Raw genomic sequence first — 20,273 nt, 5'->3', positions numbered from 1 at the left:
GGGACCTACACCAGTGTCTCCGCCACGGCCACCGCCTCCTCCAGGGAGTCGACGACCGGCACCCCCACCCGCGCCAGCGAGGCCCGGCTGTGCGACCCCCCGGTGTACAGCACCGCCTTCGCGCCCACGTGCGCAGCCGCCAGCGCGTCGTCCGCCGCGTCACCGATGACGACGACCCGCTCCGCCACGACGCCGTCCAGCGCGGCCAGGTGGCGCACCATGTGCGCCGACTTCCCTTCGGTCGAGCGGTTCGCCCGCCCGTCCATGCGGACGAACCGCTCCGCGATGCCGTGCCGCCGCACGAGCGGTATCAGCTCGGCGTGCGGCGCGAGCGAGAGCAGCGACTGGGTGAGCCCGGACGCCTGCCGCGCCGCCAGCAGCTCCGCCGCCCCGGCGGTGAGCCCGCACCCCTCGGCCCGCGTCCAGTAGTGCCGGTGGAACGCGTCGTCCATGACGGTCCACTCGGCGTCGGTGGGCAGCCGCCCCATCAGCCGCTCGTAGAACTTCGGCACCGGCACGGTGTACAGCTCGCGGTACCGCTCCAGCGTGATCGGTTCGAGCCCGAGCTCGGCGAAGGCCGCGTTCGTCGCGCCGATCACCGCGTCGATGTCGTCGAGCAGCGTGCCGTTCCAGTCCCAGACCAGGTGTTTCCCGTGCTTCCCCATGGAGAGACGGTACCCGCCGCCTCCGACAGCCAAGAGTGCCGTCAGCCCAGCAGGCCGGGGATCTCCTGGACGCCGAACCAGAGCAGCTCGTGGTCCTCGGCCCCGTCCACCACGAACTGGGCGTCGTCGTCGCCCTGGTCCGCGGCTCCCAGCGCCGCGGCGGCGGCGGTGACGTCGGCCTCGGCGTCGTCCGCGTCCGCGTGCACCGCCGCCGCCTTGGCGAGGGGTACGGCTGCGGCGACGCGGACCTCGCCGATGCCGGAGGCGTCGAGGCCCCGGTCGGGATCCACGGCGGCGTCCTTGTCGGCGACGTCGACGGCGACGACGATCCGGCGCCGGGGCGCCTCGGGGTCACCGGCGAGCAGGCGCAGGGAGGCGGCGGCGGCGCGGCTGAGGGCCGCGTACTCCAGCTCCTCGATGTCGTCGGAGACGTACCACTCGCGCAGGGCGGGCGTGACGGCGTAGGCGGTCAGGGGGCCGGGGCCCAGCTCGCCCGCCTTGTGCGCCTGTGCGAGACCGGGGAGGGTCAGGGGGACGTACACGCGCATGGCTGGCCGCTTTCGTAGTCGGAGAGTCCTCAGGATACGTGCGGAGTCCCCCTTCGGGCTTTCCGGTCGTCGGTCGCTCCCGTCCACCGGGAGCGGCGCGGATCGGCGGGCGGGGACGCGATGCCTCCGCGTCTCACCCGGATAGGTGAATCACTCTCCGCAGTCGCGTGCACACGTACGCCTCTTGCCGTCGCTCACGGCCCGCCCGTACAAGATCCCCAACGGAAGTTACCGACCGGTATTGACCTCAGGGGATCCCATGCAGACCGCCACCACGACCACCCCGGCCGTCGCGGCCTCGTCCGTCGCGACCTCGTCCGTCCCGGCTCCCGCACCCGGCTCCGGAGCGGGGGCCGCCGCCACGACGCGCCCCCGTACGCCTCGGCCCCGCACGGCCCCCGGCGGCCCCGCCAGCACCCGCCCCCGGGGCGGCGCGGCGCACCGGCCCGGCGCCCCTTCCCGTACGCGCCCGCGCACGCTCCCTCCCCACACGGTCTTCGCGGAGCGCCTGCTCGCCGTCCTGAGCGGGGAGCGGCCGGTCCACTGGATGCTCGGCCACACGGTCGGGGAGGCGTACGAGCAGTTGGTACGGCTCGCCCCCGTGACCCCGCTGCGGTCGCCGGGGCCGCGTCCGGTCCTGCGGCGCTGCTCGGTGCAGCCCGCGCCCTGCCGCACGGTCCTGGAGGCGTTCGCGACGGTGGCGATCGGCAGCCGGGTGCGGGCCATGGCCTTTCGGCTGGAGCGCGGCGACGACCTGCGCTGGCGGTGCGCCGCCGTCGAGGTCGACGGCCTGTGCGGCGGCACGTCTCCCGGCCGCACATGACGGAGGGGCCGGACACCCCAGGTGCCCGGCCCCTCCCTCTCACCGCTCGCGGGGACGTCCGTCCCGCGGCCGCTACTTCTTGCGGCGGCGACCGCCCGCGTTCTTCTGCGCCTTGCGGCGCTCCGCCCGCGTCATGCCGTCGCCGGAGTCCGCGACGCCGTCGGCGTCGAAGTCGCCCTCGACGACACCGCCGTCACCGTCCACGGTCGGCGCGGAGAAGTGCAGCCGGTCCGGCCGCTGCGGGGCCTCCAGGCCCTTGGCGCGGATCTCGGGGCGCGCGGCCGGGACGGCGTCCTCCTTGGTGAGCGACGGGGCGCCCGCCTGCACCGGGACCTCCTCGACCTGCTGCTCGACCTGGACCTCCAGGTTGAACAGGTAGCCGACGGACTCCTCCTTGATGCCCTCCATCATGGCGGTGAACATGTCGAAGCCCTCGCGCTGGTACTCGACCAGCGGGTCCTTCTGCGCCATCGCGCGCAGGCCGATGCCCTCCTGGAGGTAGTCCATCTCGTAGAGGTGCTCGCGCCACTTGCGGTCGAGGACGGAGAGGACGACCCGCCGCTCCAGCTCGCGCATGATCTCCGAGCCGAGCTGCTTCTCGCGGGCGTCGTACTGCTCGTGGATGTCGTCCTTGATGGACTCGGCGATGAACTCGGCGGTGATGCCCGCCCGGTCACCGGCGGCGTCCTCCAGCTCCTCCACGGTGACCTTCACCGGGTAGAGCTGCTTGAAGGCGTTCCACAGACGGTCGAGGTCCCACTCCTCCGCGAAGCCCTCGGCGGTCTCCTGGCGGATGTAGTCGTCGATCGTGTCGTCCATGAAGTGCTGGATCTGCTCGCGCAGGTCCTCGCCCTCCAGGACGCGGCGCCGCTCGCCGTAGATGACCTCGCGCTGCCGGTTGAGGACCTCGTCGTACTTCAGGACGTTCTTGCGCGTCTCGAAGTTCTGGGTCTCGACCTGCGACTGGGCGGAGGCGATGGCCCGGGTGACCATCTTGTTCTCGATCGGCACGTCGTCCGGCACGTTGGCCATGGCCATGACGCGCTCGACCATCTGCGCCTTGAACAGGCGCATCAGGTCGTCGCCCAGCGACAGGTAGAAGCGGGACTCGCCCGGGTCGCCCTGACGGCCGGAACGACCGCGCAGCTGGTTGTCGATGCGGCGGGACTCGTGGCGCTCGGTGCCGAGGACGTAGAGCCCACCGAGCTCCTTGACCTCCTCGAACTCCGCCTTCACGGCCTTCTCTGCGCGCTCGAGGGCGGCGGGGAGGGCGGCGGCCCACTCCTCCACGTGCTCGACCGGGTCGAGGCCCGCCTGGCGCAGCTCGGCCTCGGCGAGGTCGTCAGGGTTGCCGCCGAGCTTGATGTCCGTACCGCGACCGGCCATGTTCGTGGCGACGGTGACGGCGCCGCGGCGGCCGGCCTGCGCGACGATGCTGGCCTCGCGCTCGTGGTGCTTGGCGTTGAGGACCTCGTGCTGGATGCCGCGCTTGGAGAGCTGCTGCGAGAGGTACTCGGACTTCTCGACGGAGGTCGTGCCGACGAGGATCGGCTGGCCCTTCTCGTGCTTCTCCGCGATGTCGTCGACGACGGCGGCGAACTTGGCGACCTCGGTGCGGTAGATCAGGTCCGACTGGTCCTTGCGGATCATCGGCCTGTTCGTCGGGATCGGGACGACGCCGAGCTTGTAGATCTGGTGGAACTCGGCGGCCTCGGTCATGGCCGTACCGGTCATGCCGGACAGCTTGTCGTAGAGGCGGAAGAAGTTCTGGAGGGTGATCGTGGCGAGGGTCTGGTTCTCGTCCTTGATCGGCACCCCTTCCTTCGCCTCGATCGCCTGGTGCATGCCCTCGTTGTAGCGGCGGCCGGCGAGGATGCGGCCGGTGTGCTCGTCGACGATCATGACCTCGCCGTCGATGACGACGTAGTCCTTGTCCTTCTTGAACAGTTCCTTCGCCTTGATGGCGTTGTTCAGGTAACCGACGAGCGGGGTGTTGACCGACTCGTAGAGGTTGTCGATGCCGAGCCAGTCCTCGACCTTGGCGACGCCGGACTCGTGGATGCCGACGGTCCGCTTCTTCTCGTCGACCTCGTAGTCGCCGGTCTCCTCGATGCCCTTCAGCGGGTTCCCGGGCTCGCCCTTGGTGAGCCGGGTGACGAGCTTCGCGAAGTCGCCGTACCACTTGGTGGCCTGGTCGGCCGGGCCGGAGATGATCAGCGGCGTACGGGCCTCGTCGACGAGGATGGAGTCGACCTCGTCGACGCAGGCGAAGTTGTGGCCGCGCTGGACGAGCTCGTCCTTGGACCACGCCATGTTGTCGCGCAGGTAGTCGAAGCCGAACTCGTTGTTCGTGCCGTAGGTGATGTCGCAGTTGTACTGCTCGCGGCGCTGGGCCGGCGTCATGTTGGCCAGGATGCAGCCGACGGTCAGGCCGAGGAAGCGGTGCACCCGGCCCATGAGCTCGGAGTCGCGCTCGGCGAGGTAGTCGTTGACCGTGATCAGGTGCACGCCCTTGCCGGAGAGCGCGTTGAGGTACGCGGGAAGGGTGCCGACGAGGGTCTTGCCCTCACCGGTCTTCATCTCGGCGACGTAGCCGAGGTGGAGTGCGGCGCCGCCCATCAGCTGGACGTCGTAGTGGCGCTGGCCGAGGACGCGCTTGGCGGCTTCCCGGACGGTCGCGAAGGCCTCCGGCATCAGGTCGTCGAGGCTCTCGCCGTCGGCGTACCGCTGCTTGTACTCGTCCGTGAGCGCCCGCAACTCGGCGTCGGAGAGGTTGACGAAGTCCTCTTCGATGGAGTTGACCTGGTCCGCGATGCGGTGCAGTTTGCGCAGGATCTTGCCTTCGCCTGCACGCATGAGCTTGTTGAAGACGGACACTGAGGCTGGTCTCCTTGCCGGTCGGGCCTGGCACTGGGTCTTGTCATGGACACGAGCGCGGGCACGGCAGGTGGTCCCCACCGCAACGGCCATCGTAAGCGAGATGCCCCTCGCGGAGGGAGGGCCGCAGTGCCGGAGCCGTACGTCCGCCCGGAATGAGAACGCACGAGGTGGGCGGAAGGTGCCGCCCCACCCGAAAAGTGTTCGCTTCCGATGCGCCCGGTCACCACAATCCCGCCATGGAACCCATCACGCTCACGACCGAACGACTCCGCCTGCGGAACTTCCTCCCCGAGGAGGTCGACGTGGTGTACGAGATCTGCCAGGACCCCGACATCCGCCGCTGGACGACCGTCCCCGACCCGTACGGGCGCGAGGACGCCGCGTTCTTCCTCAACCGGATCATTCCGGACGGCTGGCGCGACGACAAGGAGTACGGCTTCGCCGTCGAGCCCCTGGGGGGCGGCCCGCTGCTCGCCGCGGCCTCGCTGCACGTGCGCGAGCCCGGCGTCTTCGAGGTCGGCTTCTGGCAGACCAAGGAGGCCCGCGGCCGCGGCTACATGACGGAGACGGTCCGCGCCCTCGCCCACTGGGCCTTCACGGGACTCGGCTGCACCCGGCTGATCTGGCGCGCCGAGGTCGGCAACACCGCCTCGCGCGCGGTGGCCGAGCGCGTCGGCTTCGCCTTCGAGGGCGTCCAGCGGGCCGGACTCCTCAACGGCGGCACCGTCCGCGACGCCTGGATCGCCTCCCTGCTCCCGTCCGACTTCGGCCTGCCCAGCCCGGTGCCCTATCTGCCCGCCCCCGAGCGCGCCCCGGAGGCCTGAGCGCACCGCCCCGGGCGGGGCCGCGTTGTCAGTGCCGGGGCCTAGGGTGCGGAGCATGACGACTGTGCCGCAGCCCGCCGCCGAACTGTCCGCCGACGAAGCCCGCCGGATCGCGCTGCGCGCCCAGGGATTCCTGGGCGCCCCCGACCGCAGGGCCGGGGTGCGCGGCGTCCTGCGCGCCCTGGGCCAGGTGCAGCTCGACACCATCTCCGTGCTCGCCCGCTCGCACGAGCTGATCCCGTACGCCCGCCTCGGCGCCGTGGGCCGCACCACGGTCGAGGACGCCTACTGGACGGAGGCGCACGCCTTCGAGTACTGGTCGCACGCGGCCTGCATCCTGCCGGTCGAGGAGTGGCCGCACTTCGCCTTCCGCCGCCGCGCCTACCGGAACCGCCCGCAGTGGCACCACGAGCTCTCGGCGGGGGCGTACGACAAGGTGATCGACCAGCTGCGGGCCGAGGGCCCGCAGACGGCGACCGAGCTCGGCGGCGCCAAGAACAAGGGCGAGTGGTGGGACTGGTCCGACGCGAAGATCGCCGTCGAGCGGGCGCTGATGCACGGCGAGGTGGTGGTCGTCGAGCGGCGCGGCTGGAAGCGCGTGTACGACCTCGCCGAGCGCGCGATCCCCGGCGCCCTGCTCCACGACGACCTCGACGACACCGAGTGCGTGCGGCGGCTCGTACGGCAGGCGGGCGAGGCCCTCGGCGTCGGCACGCGCGCGGACATCGCCGACTACCACCGCATCAGGGGCGAGCAGTTCGACGCGGTCGTGGAGGCCTCCGGACTGGTGCCGGTGACCGTGGCCGGCTGGGGGAAGCCCGCCTGGGCCGACCCGGCCGCGCTGGCCACGGAGCCGCGCGGCCGCCACCGCACGACGCTGCTGTCGCCGTTCGACTCGCTGATCTGGGAGCGGCCCCGCACCGAGCGGATCTTCGGCTTCACGCACCGCCTGGAGGCGTACGTACCCAAGCCGAAGCGGGTGCACGGCTACTTCGCGATGCCCGTCCTCTCCGGCGGCCGGCTCGTCGGGCGGGTCGACCCGGCGCGCGAGGGCCGGACGCTGGTGGCCCGGCAGGTGGGCCTGGACGGCCCGAAGGCGGTGCCCGCGGTCGCCACGGCGCTGCGCGAGGCGGCGCAGTGGGTGGGCTGCGAGGCCGTGGCGGTGGTGCCGGAGCGGGTGAGCCCGCCGGAGCTCGCCCCCGTCCTCGCCGCGGCCGTCCGCTAGCGAATCTCCAGGATCTTCTCCCGCATCGCGTAGACCACGGCCTCCATGCGGGAGTGGAGCTGGAGCTTCTCCAGGATGTTCCGCACGTGGTTCTTCACCGTGTTCTCGGAGATGAAGAGTTCCTTGGCGATGTCCCGGTTGTTCATGCCGGTGGCGACGAGCTTGAGGACCTCCAGCTCGCGGTCGGTCAGCCGGGGCGCGGGCACGAGCCTGCGCTCGTCGGTGCGCTGGATCATCGACTTGAACTCGGTGAGGAGCTTGGACGCCATGGAGGGGCTGATCTGCGACTGCCCGTCGGCGACCGCGCGGATCGCCGTGGCGACCTCGTCGGTGGAGATCTCCTTGAGCAGGTAACCGGTGGCCCCGGCCTTGATCGCGTCGTAGAGGTCGGCCTCCTCGTCGCTGATCGTCAGCATGATGATCTTCGCGCTGGGAGCCACCTCCTTGATGGAGGTGCACGCCTCGATGCCGCCCCGGCGCGGCATCCGTACGTCCATGAGGACGATGTCCGGCAGCAGGTCCGCCGCCTTGTCGACGGCCTCGGCCCCGTCTCCGGCCTCGCCGACGACCTGGATGTCCTCTTCCTGGGCGAGGACGATCTCCAGCCCGCGGCGGAAAAGGGCGTGGTCGTCCACGACGAGCACCCGGATCGGCTCCTTGCGGAATGCCTCGTTGGCCGATTCCGATCCCTCCGGAGTCGTCTCCCCGAGGACCGGACCACCGTGCTCCCGCCCGCTGAGCACCGGTCCGAAGCTGTCCGCCATCGTTCCTCCCCCTGATGAAGGCCGTGGCCTGAATTCGTTTCCGGTCCTCCAACCACTGCTCGGAGAGCACCGGTTGGCGTGCACGCCATGATTTCATGCCCCGGCGCCGACGCGGTGATCCACGGGCGCACGGGAGCGCACAGGGGTGCCCCTGGGGGCGCATTGCGCTCCAGGGGCACCGTGCGGGACTCACGTGACAGGAGACGGCTCCTCCGGGCCGGCCGGTCAGCCGCCGAGCGCGCCGCCCGCGCCGCCACCCTCGGCGAGCGGGTCGCTCTCCAGGTGGATGACGCCGTAGTCGTACGCGTGGCGCCGGTAGACCACGCTCGGCTGCTTGGTGTCGGAGTCGATGAAGAGGTAGAAGTCGTGCCCGACCAGCTCCATCTCGTAGAGCGCCTGGTCGAGCGTCATCGGGGCGGCCTTGTGGGTCTTCTCCCGGACGATCAGGGGCCCTTCGCCCTGCACCTCGATCGAGCCCACCATCCTGGTGGGCACGGTCTCGGTCTCGTCCGAGACGAGCTCGCCGCTGCCGTTGAGCTGGGCGGCGCCGGGCACGACGTCCCCGACCTCCGCCGCCGAGAGACGGCCGGTGCCGCGGCGGGTGTACCGCTTGTCGTGTTGCTTGCGCAGCCGCGCCTCCAGCTTGTCGCTGGCCAGGTCGAGCGCTGCGTACGGGTCGCCTGCCGCCGCTTCCGCCCGGATGACCGGGCCTCGGGAGTGGAGGGTGATCTCCACGCGGTCGGACCTGTCGGCCTGCCGCGGGTTGTGCTCCTTGGACACCTCGACGTCGAGGCTGATCACCTTGCCGTCGAGCTTCTGGATCTTCTCCAGCTTCAGCTTCTCGGCCACGTGCTTGCGGAACCGCTCGGGCACCTCGGTCTTGCGGCCCTTGACGACGATGTCCACGCAGAACTCCGTTCCCGGATCGCCCGGATCGGCTCCCTGGCCGCCGGGCATCTCCCTTTGCACCAGACCCCGGCTGGATTAGCCGGAGCTCGGACTTGGCGACTTTCACCTCCTCCTCCCCAGTCGACAAGATCCCCACCCCGTCGACGGGAGGTTAATTCGCTCTGAACTCCTGTCCTGTAGGCGCAACCTTTATTCGGGCGAGGTCTGACCTTCGCCATTCCTCACAACCGAACATAGCCCCTGCGGACGGGTGTCGGCACCCGCTACCGCGACTTACCTCCGTTCGGATGCTTTCACCACTCACCACCTGCAACGATCCAAGTTTCCGCAGAGTTCCGGTTTATTTCGAACGAAGCGGGAGAGGATGCGATCACAGCCCCCAGCGGCTGTTCGAATACCCCCTGCGCGCAAGCGCCCGGTAAACCGGCCGGTAATGCAGGAATGAACGGCCGGTCCGCGACTCCGAGGGCCCGCGCGGCCTCCGCGAGCGAGGCGCCGGTCGTCATCAGGTCGTCGACGAGCACCACCCGGCCGGCCGCCAGCAGCCGCCCGCCGCCCGGCACGACCTCCAGCGCCCCCGCGAGGTTCGCGAGCCGCCCGCGCGCCCCCAGCCCCGCCTGGTCCGCCACGTACCGCCGCTGCCGCAGCACCGGCACCACCCGCGCCGACCGCCCCGCCCGCCGCAGCCGCCCCGCCGCGGCCCGCGCGACGCGCAGCGTCGGATCGTGGCCACGCGCCCGTACGGACCGCCGGGAGGACGGCACCGGCACCAGGAGCAGCGGAGCACGCCCCGGGCCCGCCACGGCCGCCACAGCGCCCGCGAGGGCGCCCCCCAGCGGCGCGGCGAGACCCAGCGCGCCGCGCTCCTTGTGTGCGATCAGCAGCCGCCGTACGACACCGCTGTACGGCGCGGCGGCACAGACCCTCGGCAGCCCCCGCGGCTCGGGCGACGGGCGCACCCCGCGCGGCTCCGCCCCGGCGAGCAGCGCGGCACACGGCGCGCACAACGCCCGCCGCGCCGCCCCGCAGCCCTCGCAGCTCCCCGACAGGACGAGCCCGGAGACCTCCCGCCACCATCCCCGCATGGGCCCACTCTGGTGGCCGCGCCAGCCGGCGGCCACCCCTGTGGACAACCCCCGCCCGGCTGCCCGCTACCCGCCCTACCCCGGGTAGACGGGGAAGGCGCCGGTCTTGGCCACCGGCTGCCAGTTCATGCCGGTGACCAGCCGGACGATGCCGTCGTCGCCCGAGGAGGCCACCACCGGCGCCAGGTCGCTGTGGGGCGCGGCCACGGCCGCCACCCCGTTGAGCCCGGGCAGCACCGAGCTCGCCGAGGTCGAGCCGTCCGTCTGGATGTACCGCAGCTGCTGGACGCCGCCCGCCTCCCGGCCGACCACCACGAGACGGCTCGGCCCGGCCCAGGAGACGGCCGTGACCGTCTCCATCCGGGGCGCGGCGGGCTGGAGGTCGACCACCGACACGGTGGTCTGCTCGTCCGTCGTCTGGCGCTCGATGCGGCCGATCTGCAGGGTGGTGCGCTCGTCCCGGGTGACGAGCAGGGCGATCCGCACCCCGTCCCCGGAGACCCGCAGCGACTCGATGCGAGCCCCGTCCGTCAGCCAGGGCGCCCGGACCTCGACGGGCTCCCCGGCGCCGTTCGGCACCATCCACAGGCGCGGCCGGACCGGGTTGCGGTCGGCGGCCCACAGGTCCCCACGACCGTCCCAGCTCGGCGGCGACAGGCGGTCCTCCGGTCTGGCGGCGCTGCTGGTGAGGACGGGCGGCATCGGGTCCGACTCGGTGGTGATGGAGGAGACGACCAGTTCGCTGCCGTTGCCCCTGACGCCCGCGGCCCGGGTCTCGCCGAGGTCCACGGCCACCGACGCGAGCGGTGTCGTGCCCTTCCCGAACGGCCCGGCCACCTCGATCGGCGGAGCCGCCTCCTTGCCGCTGACGGACACCGTCATCAGTCGGCCGCCTGCGAGGAAGTACGGGTTCTCCGGCGGCACGCTCCCCCGCACCACCGAGAACTCGTCCCTGGCCTGCCCCTTGCCGAGCCGGCACAGCGCGTCCCCCCGGGAGTCGAGCAGCTCGACCTGCTCGACCGGGAAGGACGTCAGGTCGCCCAGCGTGAACAGCACCTGCGCCGCCATCCGCCGGCACCGCTCGCTGCCCACCCGGTCCGCCTTGGCGTTGAGCGGCACCTTCAGGGTCGACTGGTCGTCGGTGGTCAGGGTGGTGACGCCGCTCTTCAGCTCCGTACCGGAGGGGAAGCGCGAGTCGACGGCCGGCTTGAGCCAGTTCGTCGGCCCTTCGAGGAGCGCCTTCACGGTCTGGGTCACCGGGTCCATCCGGGTGACGGGGTCCTGCCGCTGCCGGATGTAGACGGGGTCGGCGACGACCCAGTCCTCCCCCGAGGCGAAGTAGTACTTGTTGACCGAGCGGTAGTTGCGCAGGAAGTCCGCCTCGCCGAGCACCAGGCCCGGCGGCAGGCTGTCGATGCGCCACTCCTTCGTCTTGCCGTCGGCGGCGAGCTGCTGCACGACGTGGATCGTCTGCAGGTAGTCGCTCGGGCTGTTCGGCTGGTACGCGTGCCGGGCGTCCACCGTGGCGATCTTGCGGCCCGCGATCGGGTACGCCTTGCCCTGGTTGTCGGGGTCGGCGTTGCGGTCGGCGGTGTTCCGGTCGGGCGCGGTGGTGAGCACGGTGATGCTCTGCTCCGGCTTCCAGGTCCGCGCGGCGTTCTTCGTCAGGTACTTCCGGGCCGTGGCGAACCCGGGGTCGTCACTCGTCATGGCCTCCAGGAAGCCGTCGACGATCTCGTCCGGGTCCGCGTTCTCGCGCGGAGCCACGGCGTAGACCCGCACCTGTGAGTCGCCCGCGTTGGACGCCTTCACCTGCTGGACGTCGCCGCTGTCGGGCATCGACGCACAGCCCGTGACCACGAGCCCTCCGCACACGGCGAGCACCAGCGCCCGCCGGCTCCTCCCCGCCACGTACCGCCTTCCGGAGTCAGCGCCCACGTGTCCCTTCCTCCCGCTCGGCGTCCCCGCCCTGTCCACTCGCCTCCTGCTCCGCCACCGACCGCGCGACCACCCGGGCACCGCTGCCGGGCAGCGCCGCCGGATCGACGGTTCCCACCTGCGGTACGGGCAGTCTCGGCGGTACGGCCAGCGGCGACCGCTCCCCGGACTGCTGCACCGGCACCGCCGTCAGCCGCGCGTTCTCCTGCGCCTTGCGCCGGGAGTCCTCGGGCTCCAGGGGTATCGGCGAGCCCCGCAGCGGCTCGTCCGCGGTGCGCGGCAGCGTCAGCCGGAACTGCGAGCCGCCGCCGGGCTCGCCCCAGGCCTGCAGCCAGCCGCCGTGCAGCCGGGCGTCCTCGACGGCGATCGACAGGCCGAGGCCGGTCCCGCCGGTGGTGCGGGCCCTGGCCGGGTCGGCGCGCCAGAAGCGGTTGAAGACCCGTGCTGCCTCACCGGGCTTGAGCCCGACGCCGTAGTCGCGGACGGCGACGGCGACGGCCCCGCCGGCCGCGGCCAGCTTCACCACCACGTCCCGGCCCTCGCCGTGCTCGACCGCGTTGACGACGAGGTTGCGCAGCACCCGCTCGACCCGGCGGGCGTCCGCCTCGGCGACCACGGGCTGTTCGTCACCGACGACCACGATCCGGGTGCCCTTGCGCTCGGCGAGCGGTTCGGCGCCGCCGATGACCCGGCGGACGACCTGGCGCAGGTCGATCGGCTCCGCCTCCAGGGCGGCCGCGCCGGCGTCGAAGCGGCTGATCTCCAGGAGGTCGGAGAGCAGCGACTCGAAGCGGTCGAGCTGGTCGCCGAGGAGTTCGGCGGAGCGTGCGGTGACGGGGTCGAAGTCGCTCCGGGCCTCGTGGATGACGTCGGCGGCCATGCGGACGGTGGTGAGCGGGGTCCGCAGCTCGTGCGAGACGTCGGAGACGAAGCGCCGCTGCATCCGCGAGAGGTCCTCCAGCTGCTGGATCTTGAGCTGGAGGCTCTGGGCCATCTTGTTGAAGGCCTCGCCGAGGCGCGCGATGTCGTCCTCGCCGGTGACCTTCATCCGTTCCTGGAGCCGCCCGGCCGAGAGCCGCTCGGCGATCCCCGCGGCCATCCGCACGGGCGTGACGACCTGGCGGACCACGAGCCACGCGATGGCGCCGAGCAGGACGACGACGAACAGCCCCGCCGTCGCCAGCGTGCCCTTCACCAGGGCGAGGGAGTCGTCCTCCTGCGTCAGCGGGAAGAGGTAGTACAGCTCGTACTGGCCGCCCTCGGCGTCGGTGAGCCGCTTGCCGATGACGAGCCCCGGCTCGGACGACTTGCCGTTGGTGTAGTGGATCCGGCCGTACTTCTGGAAGGTCTCGCTGCTCTGCGCGACCGAGTGCCGCAGACCGGCGGGGACGCTCGTGGTCGGGTCGACCTCGCCGGAGGCGCGCGCGCCCCGGCTCGCGGTGTCCCCGGAGTCGAGGGAGAGCGCGACCACGTCGAAGGCGCTCTGGCCACCGCTGGCGAGCTGCTCGACGAGCGTGGAGCGCCAGTTCACGGACGCGCCGGTCCGCCCGCCGTCCTGCTGGCCGGGGGCGGAGGAGGTCGTCGCCGCCCGGTCCTGCGCGGCGGAGAACCCGCCCGCGGCCTGGCTCTGGGCGGCCCTCTCCTTGGCGTCGAGCAGACCGTTGCGGACCTGCCCGATGACGACGAGGCCGAGGAGCAGCACCACGCCCAGGGACATGAAGAGGGTGCCGGCGACGACCCTCAGCTGGAGGTTCCGCCGCCACAGCCGCACGGCGGGCAGCAGCGGCCTGCGCACCCAGCGGGCGAAGAGGCGGAAGAGGCGCTTGCCGGGCGCCCCGTCCTGAAAGGGCCGCCCGCCCTGCGACAGACGGCCGAAACGCGAGCCCCCCCGCCCCGGTCCGGCAGCCCGCCCCGTACGGACTCCCGGGTCCCCGGGCTTCGGAGCAGCACTGCCTGCACTCATGTCAGCTCGGTCCCGCCTTGTAACCGACGCCCCGGACGGTCACCACGATCTCCGGGCGCTCGGGGTCCTTCTCGACCTTCGAGCGCAGCCGCTGGACGTGCACGTTCACCAGCCGGGTGTCGGCCGCGTGCCGGTAGCCCCACACCTGCTCCAGCAGCACCTCACGGGTGAAGACCTGCCAGGGCTTGCGGGCGAGCGCGACGAGCAGGTCGAACTCCAGCGGCGTCAGGGCGATGGACTGCCCGTCCCGCTTCACGGAGTGGCCGGCCACGTCGATGACCAGGTCACCGATGGTGAGCTGCTCCGGCGCCGGCTCCTCGGACCTCCGCAGCCGCGCCCGGATGCGGGCGACGAGCTCCTTCGGCTTGAACGGCTTGACGATGTAGTCGTCGGCCCCGGACTCCAGGCCCACCACCACGTCGACGGTGTCGCTCTTGGCCGTGAGCATGACGATCGGCACGCCCGACTCGGCCCTGATGAGCCGGCACACCTCGATGCCGTCCCGTCCGGGCAGCATCAGGTCCAGCAGCACCAGGTCCGGCTTGGCCTCCCGGAAAGCGGCGAGTGCCTTGTCCCCGTCCGCGACGAACGACGGCTCGAACCCTTCACCCCGCAGCACGATGCCCAACATCTCGGCCAGTGCGGTGTCGTCGTCGACGACAAGAACACGTCCCTTCATATCGACATCATCCCATTTCCGTATCAGTCTCGAGGCGGCTGGTGAGATACCTCACTGACCTGCGGTGACGTCCGGATCGGATGCCGATGACGGCCCGTGTCCATGCGTGCTGGTTCCCGTCATGGATGTCACCCCCGTGTCCCCCCGTGCCGCCCTGCACCGTACCCTGCACGACCCCGCACGGCCCATGGCCGCGTCCCCACGCCTTCCGTCGCCACCTTTTGTACGCACTGGTCGGGCATCGCCACGGTCTGCCCCCGGCCGCCGGACGGAGAAGGTACGACGGAGAGCCCGCGCCCGGCCCACCGGCGGGGCCCGCGTGGCACGATGGCACCCGGCCCGCCGCCTGACGGGCGGTCGGCCGCCGTGACCGAGCCGGTTCGCCGATCCGGCGCCGCGACCATTCCTCCGAGGTGGACCACCGTGAACGACACTCCGGGCTGGACCTCGCCCGGATCTGCCCCTTCCGACGGCCCGGACGGCTCCGGCCAGCCCGGCCCCGCCGCCCAGTGGTCCAGGGAGCAGCCGCCCGCCGGCCAGTGGTCGCCGCCCACCGGCGGCCGGCCCGACCGTCCCCCGGTCCGCGGGGGAGGCACCGGCCCCGGCTGGAACGGCGGGCAGCCTCCGCACACCGCCTGGGGCAGGCCGCCGGCCGCGAAGCCCGGTGTGATCCCGCTGCGCCCGCTGGGAGTCGGCGAGATCCTCGACGGCGCCGTGAAGACGCTGCGGACCTACTGGCGGCCCGTACTCACCATCACCGTCACGGTCGCCGTGCTCTCGCAGGTCGTCGACATCCTCGCGCGGCGGTTCCTCGTCCCGGCGCCCGCGAAGCTCAGCGCGAACGCCACCCCCGAGGAGGCCCTGGCCTACATGGGCGACGCCTCCCGCTCCGCCCTGATCGGCATGGGCCCCGGTCTGCTCGTCATGTTGATGGCCTCCCTGGTGAGCGCCGCCCTGCTGACCGTCGTCATCAGCCGCGCGATCCTCGGGAAGCCGGTGTCGGTCGGCTCCGCCTGGCAGGAGGCCCGCCCGCGGCTGCCGCAGCTCCTCGGGCTCACCCTGCTGCTCGGGGTGGCGGCCGCCCTGGTCCTGGGAGTGGGGCTCCTCCCCGGACTGCTGCTCGGCGGCGTCGGCGGCGCCGCACTCGTCTTCCTCGGCGGGCTCGGAGCCCTGGTCGTGGTCGTCTGGCTGATGATCCGCTTCAGCCTCGCCTCCCCGGCCCTGATGCTGGAACGCCAGGGCGTCGTGCCGTCCCTGAAGCGCTCGGCCAAGCTCGTCCAGGGCTCCTGGTGGCGGATCTTCGGCATCATCCTGCTGACGCAGCTGCTGATCTTCGTCTTCACCATGATCATCCTCATTCCGTTCAGCGCCATCGGCATCGCGCTCGACGGCGAGGGCTTCTCCGGCATCGTCTCCGGCTCCACCAACGAGTTCGGCTGGCCCTTCCTCGTCGCCACCGGCATCGGCGGCGTCATCGCCAGCGCCGTGACCTACCCGATCTCGGCCGGGGTGACGGTCCTCCTCTACGTGGACCAGCGCATCCGTCGCGAGGCCCTGGACCTCGACCTCGCCCGCGCCGCCGGAGTCCCCGGCTACGGCGCCGCACCCGGCGACCACGCCGTCGGAGGCTGATGCGGTGACCGTCACGGGGGGAACGGACGGGGCGCTCGCACGCCTCCGCGCCGACGGTGACGTACCGGTGGACATCTCCCGCGACCCCGCCCGCGAGGCGGCGGAGCGGGAGCTGTCCGACCCGAGGTACCACGAGAACGACCCGAGCCTGCTCCAGCGCGGCCTGAACCGCTTCTGGGAGTGGCTCGGCGACCTGCTCGACTCCGCCGCGGGCGCCACCCCAGGCGGTGTCGTCGGCGTCATCGCCGTCGCCCTGTTCGTCCTCGGCGCGGTCGGGGCCCTGTGGTGGCGTCTCGGCACCCCGCGCCGCTCCCCCACCACCAGCGGCGGCGACTCGCTCTTCGCCGACGGCCCCCGCACCGCCGCCCAGCACCGCACGGCCGCCGCCCTCCACGCCACCGCCGGCCGCTGGAACCAGGCGGTGCAGGAACGGATGCGGGCCGTCGTCCGCTCCCTCGAAGAACGCGCCCTCCTCGATCCGCGCCCCGGCCGCACCGCCGACGAGGCCGCCGCGGAGTCGGGCCGCGCCCTTCCCGCCCACGCGGACGCCCTGCGCCTGGCCGCCCGCACCTTCGACGACGTCACGTACGGCGGCCGCACCGCCGACGAGGCCGCGTACCGCCGGCTCGAAGACCTGGACTCCGCCCTGGAGCGGACCCGCCCCCGCGCCGCCAGCACCTCCGCGGAGGCGTCCGCATGAGCCGTACGACGACCGCCCCCACCTCCACCGCGCCCTCCGCCCGCCGCCTCTGGGCCCGCTCGCGCGGCGCACTGCTCCTCCTCGCCCTGGTCCTCGTCGGCGGCATCGTCCTCGCCACCGTGCGCTCCACCGAACACCACGGCGTCCTCGATCCGCGCTCGGCCGACCCCCAGGGCAGCCGGGCCGTCGCCCAACTTCTCAAGGGCCACGGCGTCACGGTCACCGTCGCCACCACCCTCGACGAAGCCACCACCGCCACCCACGCCGACGCCACCCTCCTGGTCACCACCCCGGACCTCCTGACGGACCATCAGCAGGCCGCGCTCCGCAACGCCATGGCCACCTCCGGCCGCACCGTCCTCATCGGCGCCGGCTCCCCGTCCCTCCCCACCCTGGCCCCCGGGGTCGACGCCGCCGGAAGCGCACGGGTCGAGAACCTCGCCCCCGCCTGCCGACTGCCCGAGGCCACCCGCGCCGGCAGCGCCGAACTCGGCGGCGAGCGCTACCTGACCTCCCCCGCCACCACAGCCACCTCCTGCTACCTCTCCGACGGCCTGCCGACCCTGGTCCACCTCCCGGCCGGCGACCGGGACACCGTCCTGATCGGCTCGCCCGACCCCCTCTTCAACGATCGTCTCGCCCAGCAGGGCAACGCCTCGCTCGCCCTCCAACTCCTCGGCTCCCGCACCCATCTCGTCTGGTACCTTCCCTCCCTCGCCGACCCCTCGGCCGCCTCCGACGAATCCGCCGACGACCCCACGGCCAACTTCCTCTCGCTGATCCCCTCGGGCTGGCTCTGGGGCACCCTGCAACTCGCCGTGGCCGCCGTCCTCGCCGCCCTCTGGCGCGGCCGACGCCTCGGCCCCCTGGTGACCGAGCACCTCCCGGTGGTCGTCCGCGCCTCCGAGACCACCGAGGGCCGGGCCCGCCTCTACCGCAAGGCGAACGCCCGTGACCGCGCCGCCTCGACCCTGCGCTCCGCGACCCGCACCCGGATCGCACCCCTGCTGGGCGTCGCCCTCAAGGACGCCCACTCCCCCGACCTCCTCCTCCCCGCACTCTCCGCCCGTCTCCCCAAGACCGCCGCGGCCGAGCCCACCGCGGCGCCCGGGGACCTCCTCTTCGGCCCGGCTCCCGCCGACGACGCCACCCTCATCCGCCTGGCGGACCAACTCGACGCCCTCGAAAGAGAGGTACGCACCTCATGAGCGCCCCGACCCCCGAGACCCCCACGCACTCGGACGCCGCCCGCGCCTCCCTGGAGGCCCTGCGCACCGAGATCGCCAAGGCGGTGGTCGGCCAGGACCCCGCCGTCACCGGTCTCGTCGTCGCCCTGCTCTGCCGAGGACACGTCCTCCTCGAAGGCGTCCCCGGAGTCGCCAAGACCCTCCTGGTCCGCGCACTCGCCTCCACCCTCGAACTCGACACCCAGCGCGTCCAGTTCACCCCCGATCTCATGCCGAGCGACGTCACCGGCTCGCTGGTCTACGACGCCCGCACCGCGGAGTTCTCCTTCCAGCCCGGCCCGGTCTTCACCAACCTGCTGCTCGCCGACGAGATCAACCGCACTCCTCCCAAGACCCAGGCCTCGCTCCTGGAGGCGATGGAGGAACGTCAGGTCACCGTCGACGGCACCCCGCGCCCCCTCCCCGAGCCCTTCCTGGTCGCAGCGACGCAGAACCCCGTCGAATACGAGGGCACCTACCCCCTGCCCGAGGCCCAACTGGACCGCTTCCTGCTGAAGCTGACGGTCCCTCTGCCGTCGCGTGCGGACGAGATCCACGTCCTCACCCGCCACGCCGAGGGCTTCGACCCCCGCGACCTCAAGGCCGCCGGACTCCGCCCGGTCGCGGGCCCCGCCGAACTCGAAGCCGCTCGCGCCGCCGTCGCCAAGGTCTCGGTCTCGGCCGAGATCGCCGGCTATGTCGTCGATATCTGTCGTGCCACGCGTGAATCCCCCTCGCTCACGCTCGGGGTCTCACCCCGAGGCGCCACCGCCCTGCTCTCCACCGCCCGCGCCTGGGCCTGGCTCACCGGCCGGGACTACGTCACCCCGGACGATGTGAAGGCCCTCGCTCTCCCCACCCTGCGTCATCGCATCCACCTGCGGCCCGAGGCCGAGATGGAAGGAGTCTCAGCCGACTCCGTCATCCACTCGATCCTCGCCCACGTCCCCGTACCCCGTTGAGATCGGCGCCCCATGGCCCTCACCGGACGAACCGCCCTTCTCGCGGCCCTCGGATCACTCCCCGTAGGCATCCTCGCCCCCAGCTGGACGGGGATGCTCGCGGTGAACGCGCCCCTCTCACTCGCAATTCTGTGCGACTACGCCCTGGCCGCGCCAGTGCGAACGCTCCAGTTCACCCGAAGCGGTGACACATCCGTTCGACTGGGTGACGCGGCGAACGTGCACCTCGCGGTCACCAACCCGTCCCGCCGCCGCCTCCGCGCCCAGCTCCGCGACGCCTGGCCGCCCAGCGGCGCCCAGGAGCCCGCGCGACAGAAGCTGACCGTCCCGGCGGGCGAGCGCCGCCGCCTCACCACCGTCCTGCGCCCCACCCGCCGCGGCGACCGCCGCGCCGAACGGGTCACCGTCCGTTCCTTCGGCCCCCTCGGCCTGGCGGCCCGCCAGGGTCACCACGACGTGCCGTGGACGGTCCGCGTCCTGCCTCCGTTCACCAGCCGCAAGCACCTGCCGTCCCGCCTCGCGCGGCTCCGCGAGCTCGACGGTCGCACCAGCCTCCTCACCCGCGGCGAAGGCACCGAGTTCGACAGCCTCCGCGAATACGTCCCCGGCGACGACACCCGCTCGATCGACTGGCGTGCCACGGCCCGCCAGACGGCGGTCGCCGTCCGTACGTGGCGCCCGGAGCGCGACCGCCACATCCTGATCGTGCTCGACACCGGCCGCACCTCCGCCGCCCGTGTCGGCGACGTCCCCCGTCTGGACGCCGCCATGGACGCCTCCCTCCTGCTGACCGCGCTCGCCTCCCGGGCCGGCGACCGCGTGGACCTCGTGGCGTACGACCGCCGCCCCCGCGCCCAGGTCCAGGGCCGCTCCGCCCGTGACGTCCTCCCGGCCGTGGTGAGCGCCCTGGCCCCGCTCGAACCCGAGCTGATCGAGACGGACGCCCGCGGCCTCGCGGCCACGGCCCTCGCCCGCGCCCCGCGCCGTTCGCTGATCGTGCTCCTGACGAGCCTCGACGCGGCCCCGGTCGAGGAGGGCCTCCTGCCGGTCCTCCCCCGGCTCACCCAGCGCCACACGGTCCTGCTGGCCTCGGTCGGCGATCCCCGGACGGCCACGATGGCGAAGGCCCGGGGGACACTCGACGGCGTGTACGAGGCCGCAGCGGCCGCCCAGTCCCAGTCCCAGCGGGACCGGACGGCGGACCAACTCCGCCGCCACGGTGTCACGGTCGTCGACGCCACCCCCGACACCCTCGCCCCCGCTCTCGCGGACGCCTACCTCGCCCTGAAGGCAGCCGGCCGCCTCTAGAACCCTTTCCTGTTCCGCCTCTCCTGGAGGGGCAGAACAGCAAGGACCCTCAAACGCAGAAAAGCCCCGCACCAGAAGGTGCGGGGCTTTCCCACAATGATTGTTCGGCGGCGTCCTACTCTCCCACAGGGTCCCCCCTGCA

Annotated in this window: 17 protein-coding genes; 8 read left to right on the top strand and 9 right to left on the bottom strand. The window is 72.5% G+C overall.

The genetic code is table 11. The features are described from left to right. Positions 1–5: 5 nt before the first annotated feature. Positions 6–665, bottom strand: coding sequence for an HAD family hydrolase (locus ACWDVG_RS13550; RefSeq protein ID WP_451699244.1), 660 nt, complete (start codon positions 663–665; stop codon positions 6–8). A 41-nt stretch (positions 666–706) separates the two neighbouring features. Continuing rightward, a complete protein-coding gene (locus ACWDVG_RS13545) occupies positions 707–1,213 on the bottom strand; it encodes a DUF6912 family protein (RefSeq protein WP_451699241.1) in 507 nt (168 codons plus the stop codon). A gap of 259 nt (positions 1,214–1,472) precedes the next feature. On the opposite strand from ACWDVG_RS13545, the gene ACWDVG_RS13540 reads away from it, so the two are divergent. Then, on the top strand, positions 1,473–2,036 hold the full coding sequence (locus ACWDVG_RS13540) for an Rv3235 family protein (RefSeq protein ID WP_451699239.1): 564 nt from the start codon (positions 1,473–1,475) through the stop codon (positions 2,034–2,036). 72 nt (positions 2,037–2,108) lie between these two features. Here ACWDVG_RS13540 and secA read toward each other — a convergent pair whose 3' ends face one another. Then, positions 2,109–4,913 (bottom strand): preprotein translocase subunit SecA, encoded by a 2,805-nt coding sequence (secA, locus tag ACWDVG_RS13535; protein ID WP_451699237.1) that lies wholly within the window; start codon positions 4,911–4,913, stop codon positions 2,109–2,111. A 239-nt stretch (positions 4,914–5,152) separates the two neighbouring features. Between secA and ACWDVG_RS13530 the strand changes: the two genes are divergently transcribed. Then, positions 5,153–5,740, top strand: a complete 588-nt coding sequence (locus tag ACWDVG_RS13530) for a GNAT family N-acetyltransferase (protein WP_451699235.1) — start codon at positions 5,153–5,155, stop codon at positions 5,738–5,740. 55 nt (positions 5,741–5,795) lie between these two features. After that, a complete protein-coding gene (locus tag ACWDVG_RS13525) occupies positions 5,796–6,965 on the top strand; it encodes a winged helix-turn-helix domain-containing protein (RefSeq protein WP_451699233.1) in 1,170 nt (389 codons plus the stop codon). On the opposite strand, the gene ACWDVG_RS13520 is transcribed toward ACWDVG_RS13525, so the two are convergent. The 6 genes from ACWDVG_RS13520 to mtrA all read right to left on the bottom strand — a co-directional run bounded on the left by ACWDVG_RS13520 (position 6,962) and on the right by mtrA (position 14,303). Beyond that, on the bottom strand, positions 6,962–7,729 hold the full coding sequence (locus ACWDVG_RS13520) for a response regulator (RefSeq protein ID WP_451699231.1): 768 nt from the start codon (positions 7,727–7,729) through the stop codon (positions 6,962–6,964). The genes ACWDVG_RS13525 and ACWDVG_RS13520 overlap by 4 nt on opposite strands. A 225-nt stretch (positions 7,730–7,954) precedes the next feature. Beyond that, positions 7,955–8,635 carry a ribosome hibernation-promoting factor, HPF/YfiA family gene (gene hpf, locus ACWDVG_RS13515; protein ID WP_451699228.1) on the bottom strand — a complete coding sequence of 227 codons (681 nt, stop codon included), beginning with the start codon at positions 8,633–8,635 and terminating at the stop codon, positions 7,955–7,957. A gap of 296 nt (positions 8,636–8,931) precedes the next feature. After that, positions 8,932–9,723: a ComF family protein gene (locus ACWDVG_RS13510; protein ID WP_451699226.1), complete on the bottom strand. Its 792-nt coding sequence runs from the start codon at positions 9,721–9,723 to the stop codon at positions 8,932–8,934. 75 nt (positions 9,724–9,798) lie between these two features. Beyond that, on the bottom strand, positions 9,799–11,562 hold the full coding sequence (locus ACWDVG_RS13505) for an LpqB family beta-propeller domain-containing protein (RefSeq protein ID WP_451699406.1): 1,764 nt from the start codon (positions 11,560–11,562) through the stop codon (positions 9,799–9,801). A gap of 88 nt (positions 11,563–11,650) precedes the next feature. After that, entirely contained in the window at positions 11,651–13,624 is a 1,974-nt protein-coding gene (mtrB, locus tag ACWDVG_RS13500; protein WP_451699224.1) for an MtrAB system histidine kinase MtrB, read from the bottom strand. A gap of 1 nt (position 13,625) precedes the next feature. Further along, complete coding sequence (mtrA, locus tag ACWDVG_RS13495) at positions 13,626–14,303, bottom strand: two-component system response regulator MtrA (RefSeq protein ID WP_010356958.1); 678 nt, start codon at positions 14,301–14,303, stop codon at positions 13,626–13,628. Positions 14,304–14,726: 423 nt separating this feature from the next. Here mtrA and ACWDVG_RS13490 point away from each other — a divergent pair, with 423 nt between their 5' ends. From ACWDVG_RS13490 to ACWDVG_RS13470, 5 genes are read left to right on the top strand one after another with little or no spacing between them, the layout of a single operon-like run. Next, positions 14,727–15,935 (top strand): glycerophosphoryl diester phosphodiesterase membrane domain-containing protein, encoded by a 1,209-nt coding sequence (locus ACWDVG_RS13490; protein WP_451699222.1) that lies wholly within the window; start codon positions 14,727–14,729, stop codon positions 15,933–15,935. 4 nt (positions 15,936–15,939) lie between these two features. After that, a complete protein-coding gene (locus ACWDVG_RS13485; protein WP_451699220.1) occupies positions 15,940–16,635 on the top strand; it encodes a DUF4129 domain-containing protein in 696 nt (231 codons plus the stop codon). Then, the gene (locus tag ACWDVG_RS13480; protein ID WP_451699218.1) at positions 16,632–17,843 is read left to right on the top strand and encodes a DUF4350 domain-containing protein; all 1,212 of its coding nucleotides are present in this window, start codon (positions 16,632–16,634) and stop codon (positions 17,841–17,843) included. Before ACWDVG_RS13485 ends, ACWDVG_RS13480 begins: the two co-directional genes overlap by 4 nt. Next, entirely contained in the window at positions 17,840–18,823 is a 984-nt protein-coding gene (locus ACWDVG_RS13475) for an AAA family ATPase (RefSeq protein ID WP_451699216.1), read from the top strand. Before ACWDVG_RS13480 ends, ACWDVG_RS13475 begins: the two co-directional genes overlap by 4 nt. Positions 18,824–18,835: 12 nt before the next feature. Continuing rightward, a complete protein-coding gene (locus tag ACWDVG_RS13470) occupies positions 18,836–20,131 on the top strand; it encodes a DUF58 domain-containing protein (RefSeq protein WP_451699214.1) in 1,296 nt (431 codons plus the stop codon). Positions 20,132–20,273 lie beyond the last annotated feature (142 nt).

It is taken from the genome of Streptomyces sp. NPDC003327, from assembly GCF_053589515.1.
The sequence above is the reverse complement of the archived record's forward strand: the minus strand, read 5'-3'. Positions and strand labels throughout refer to the sequence as shown.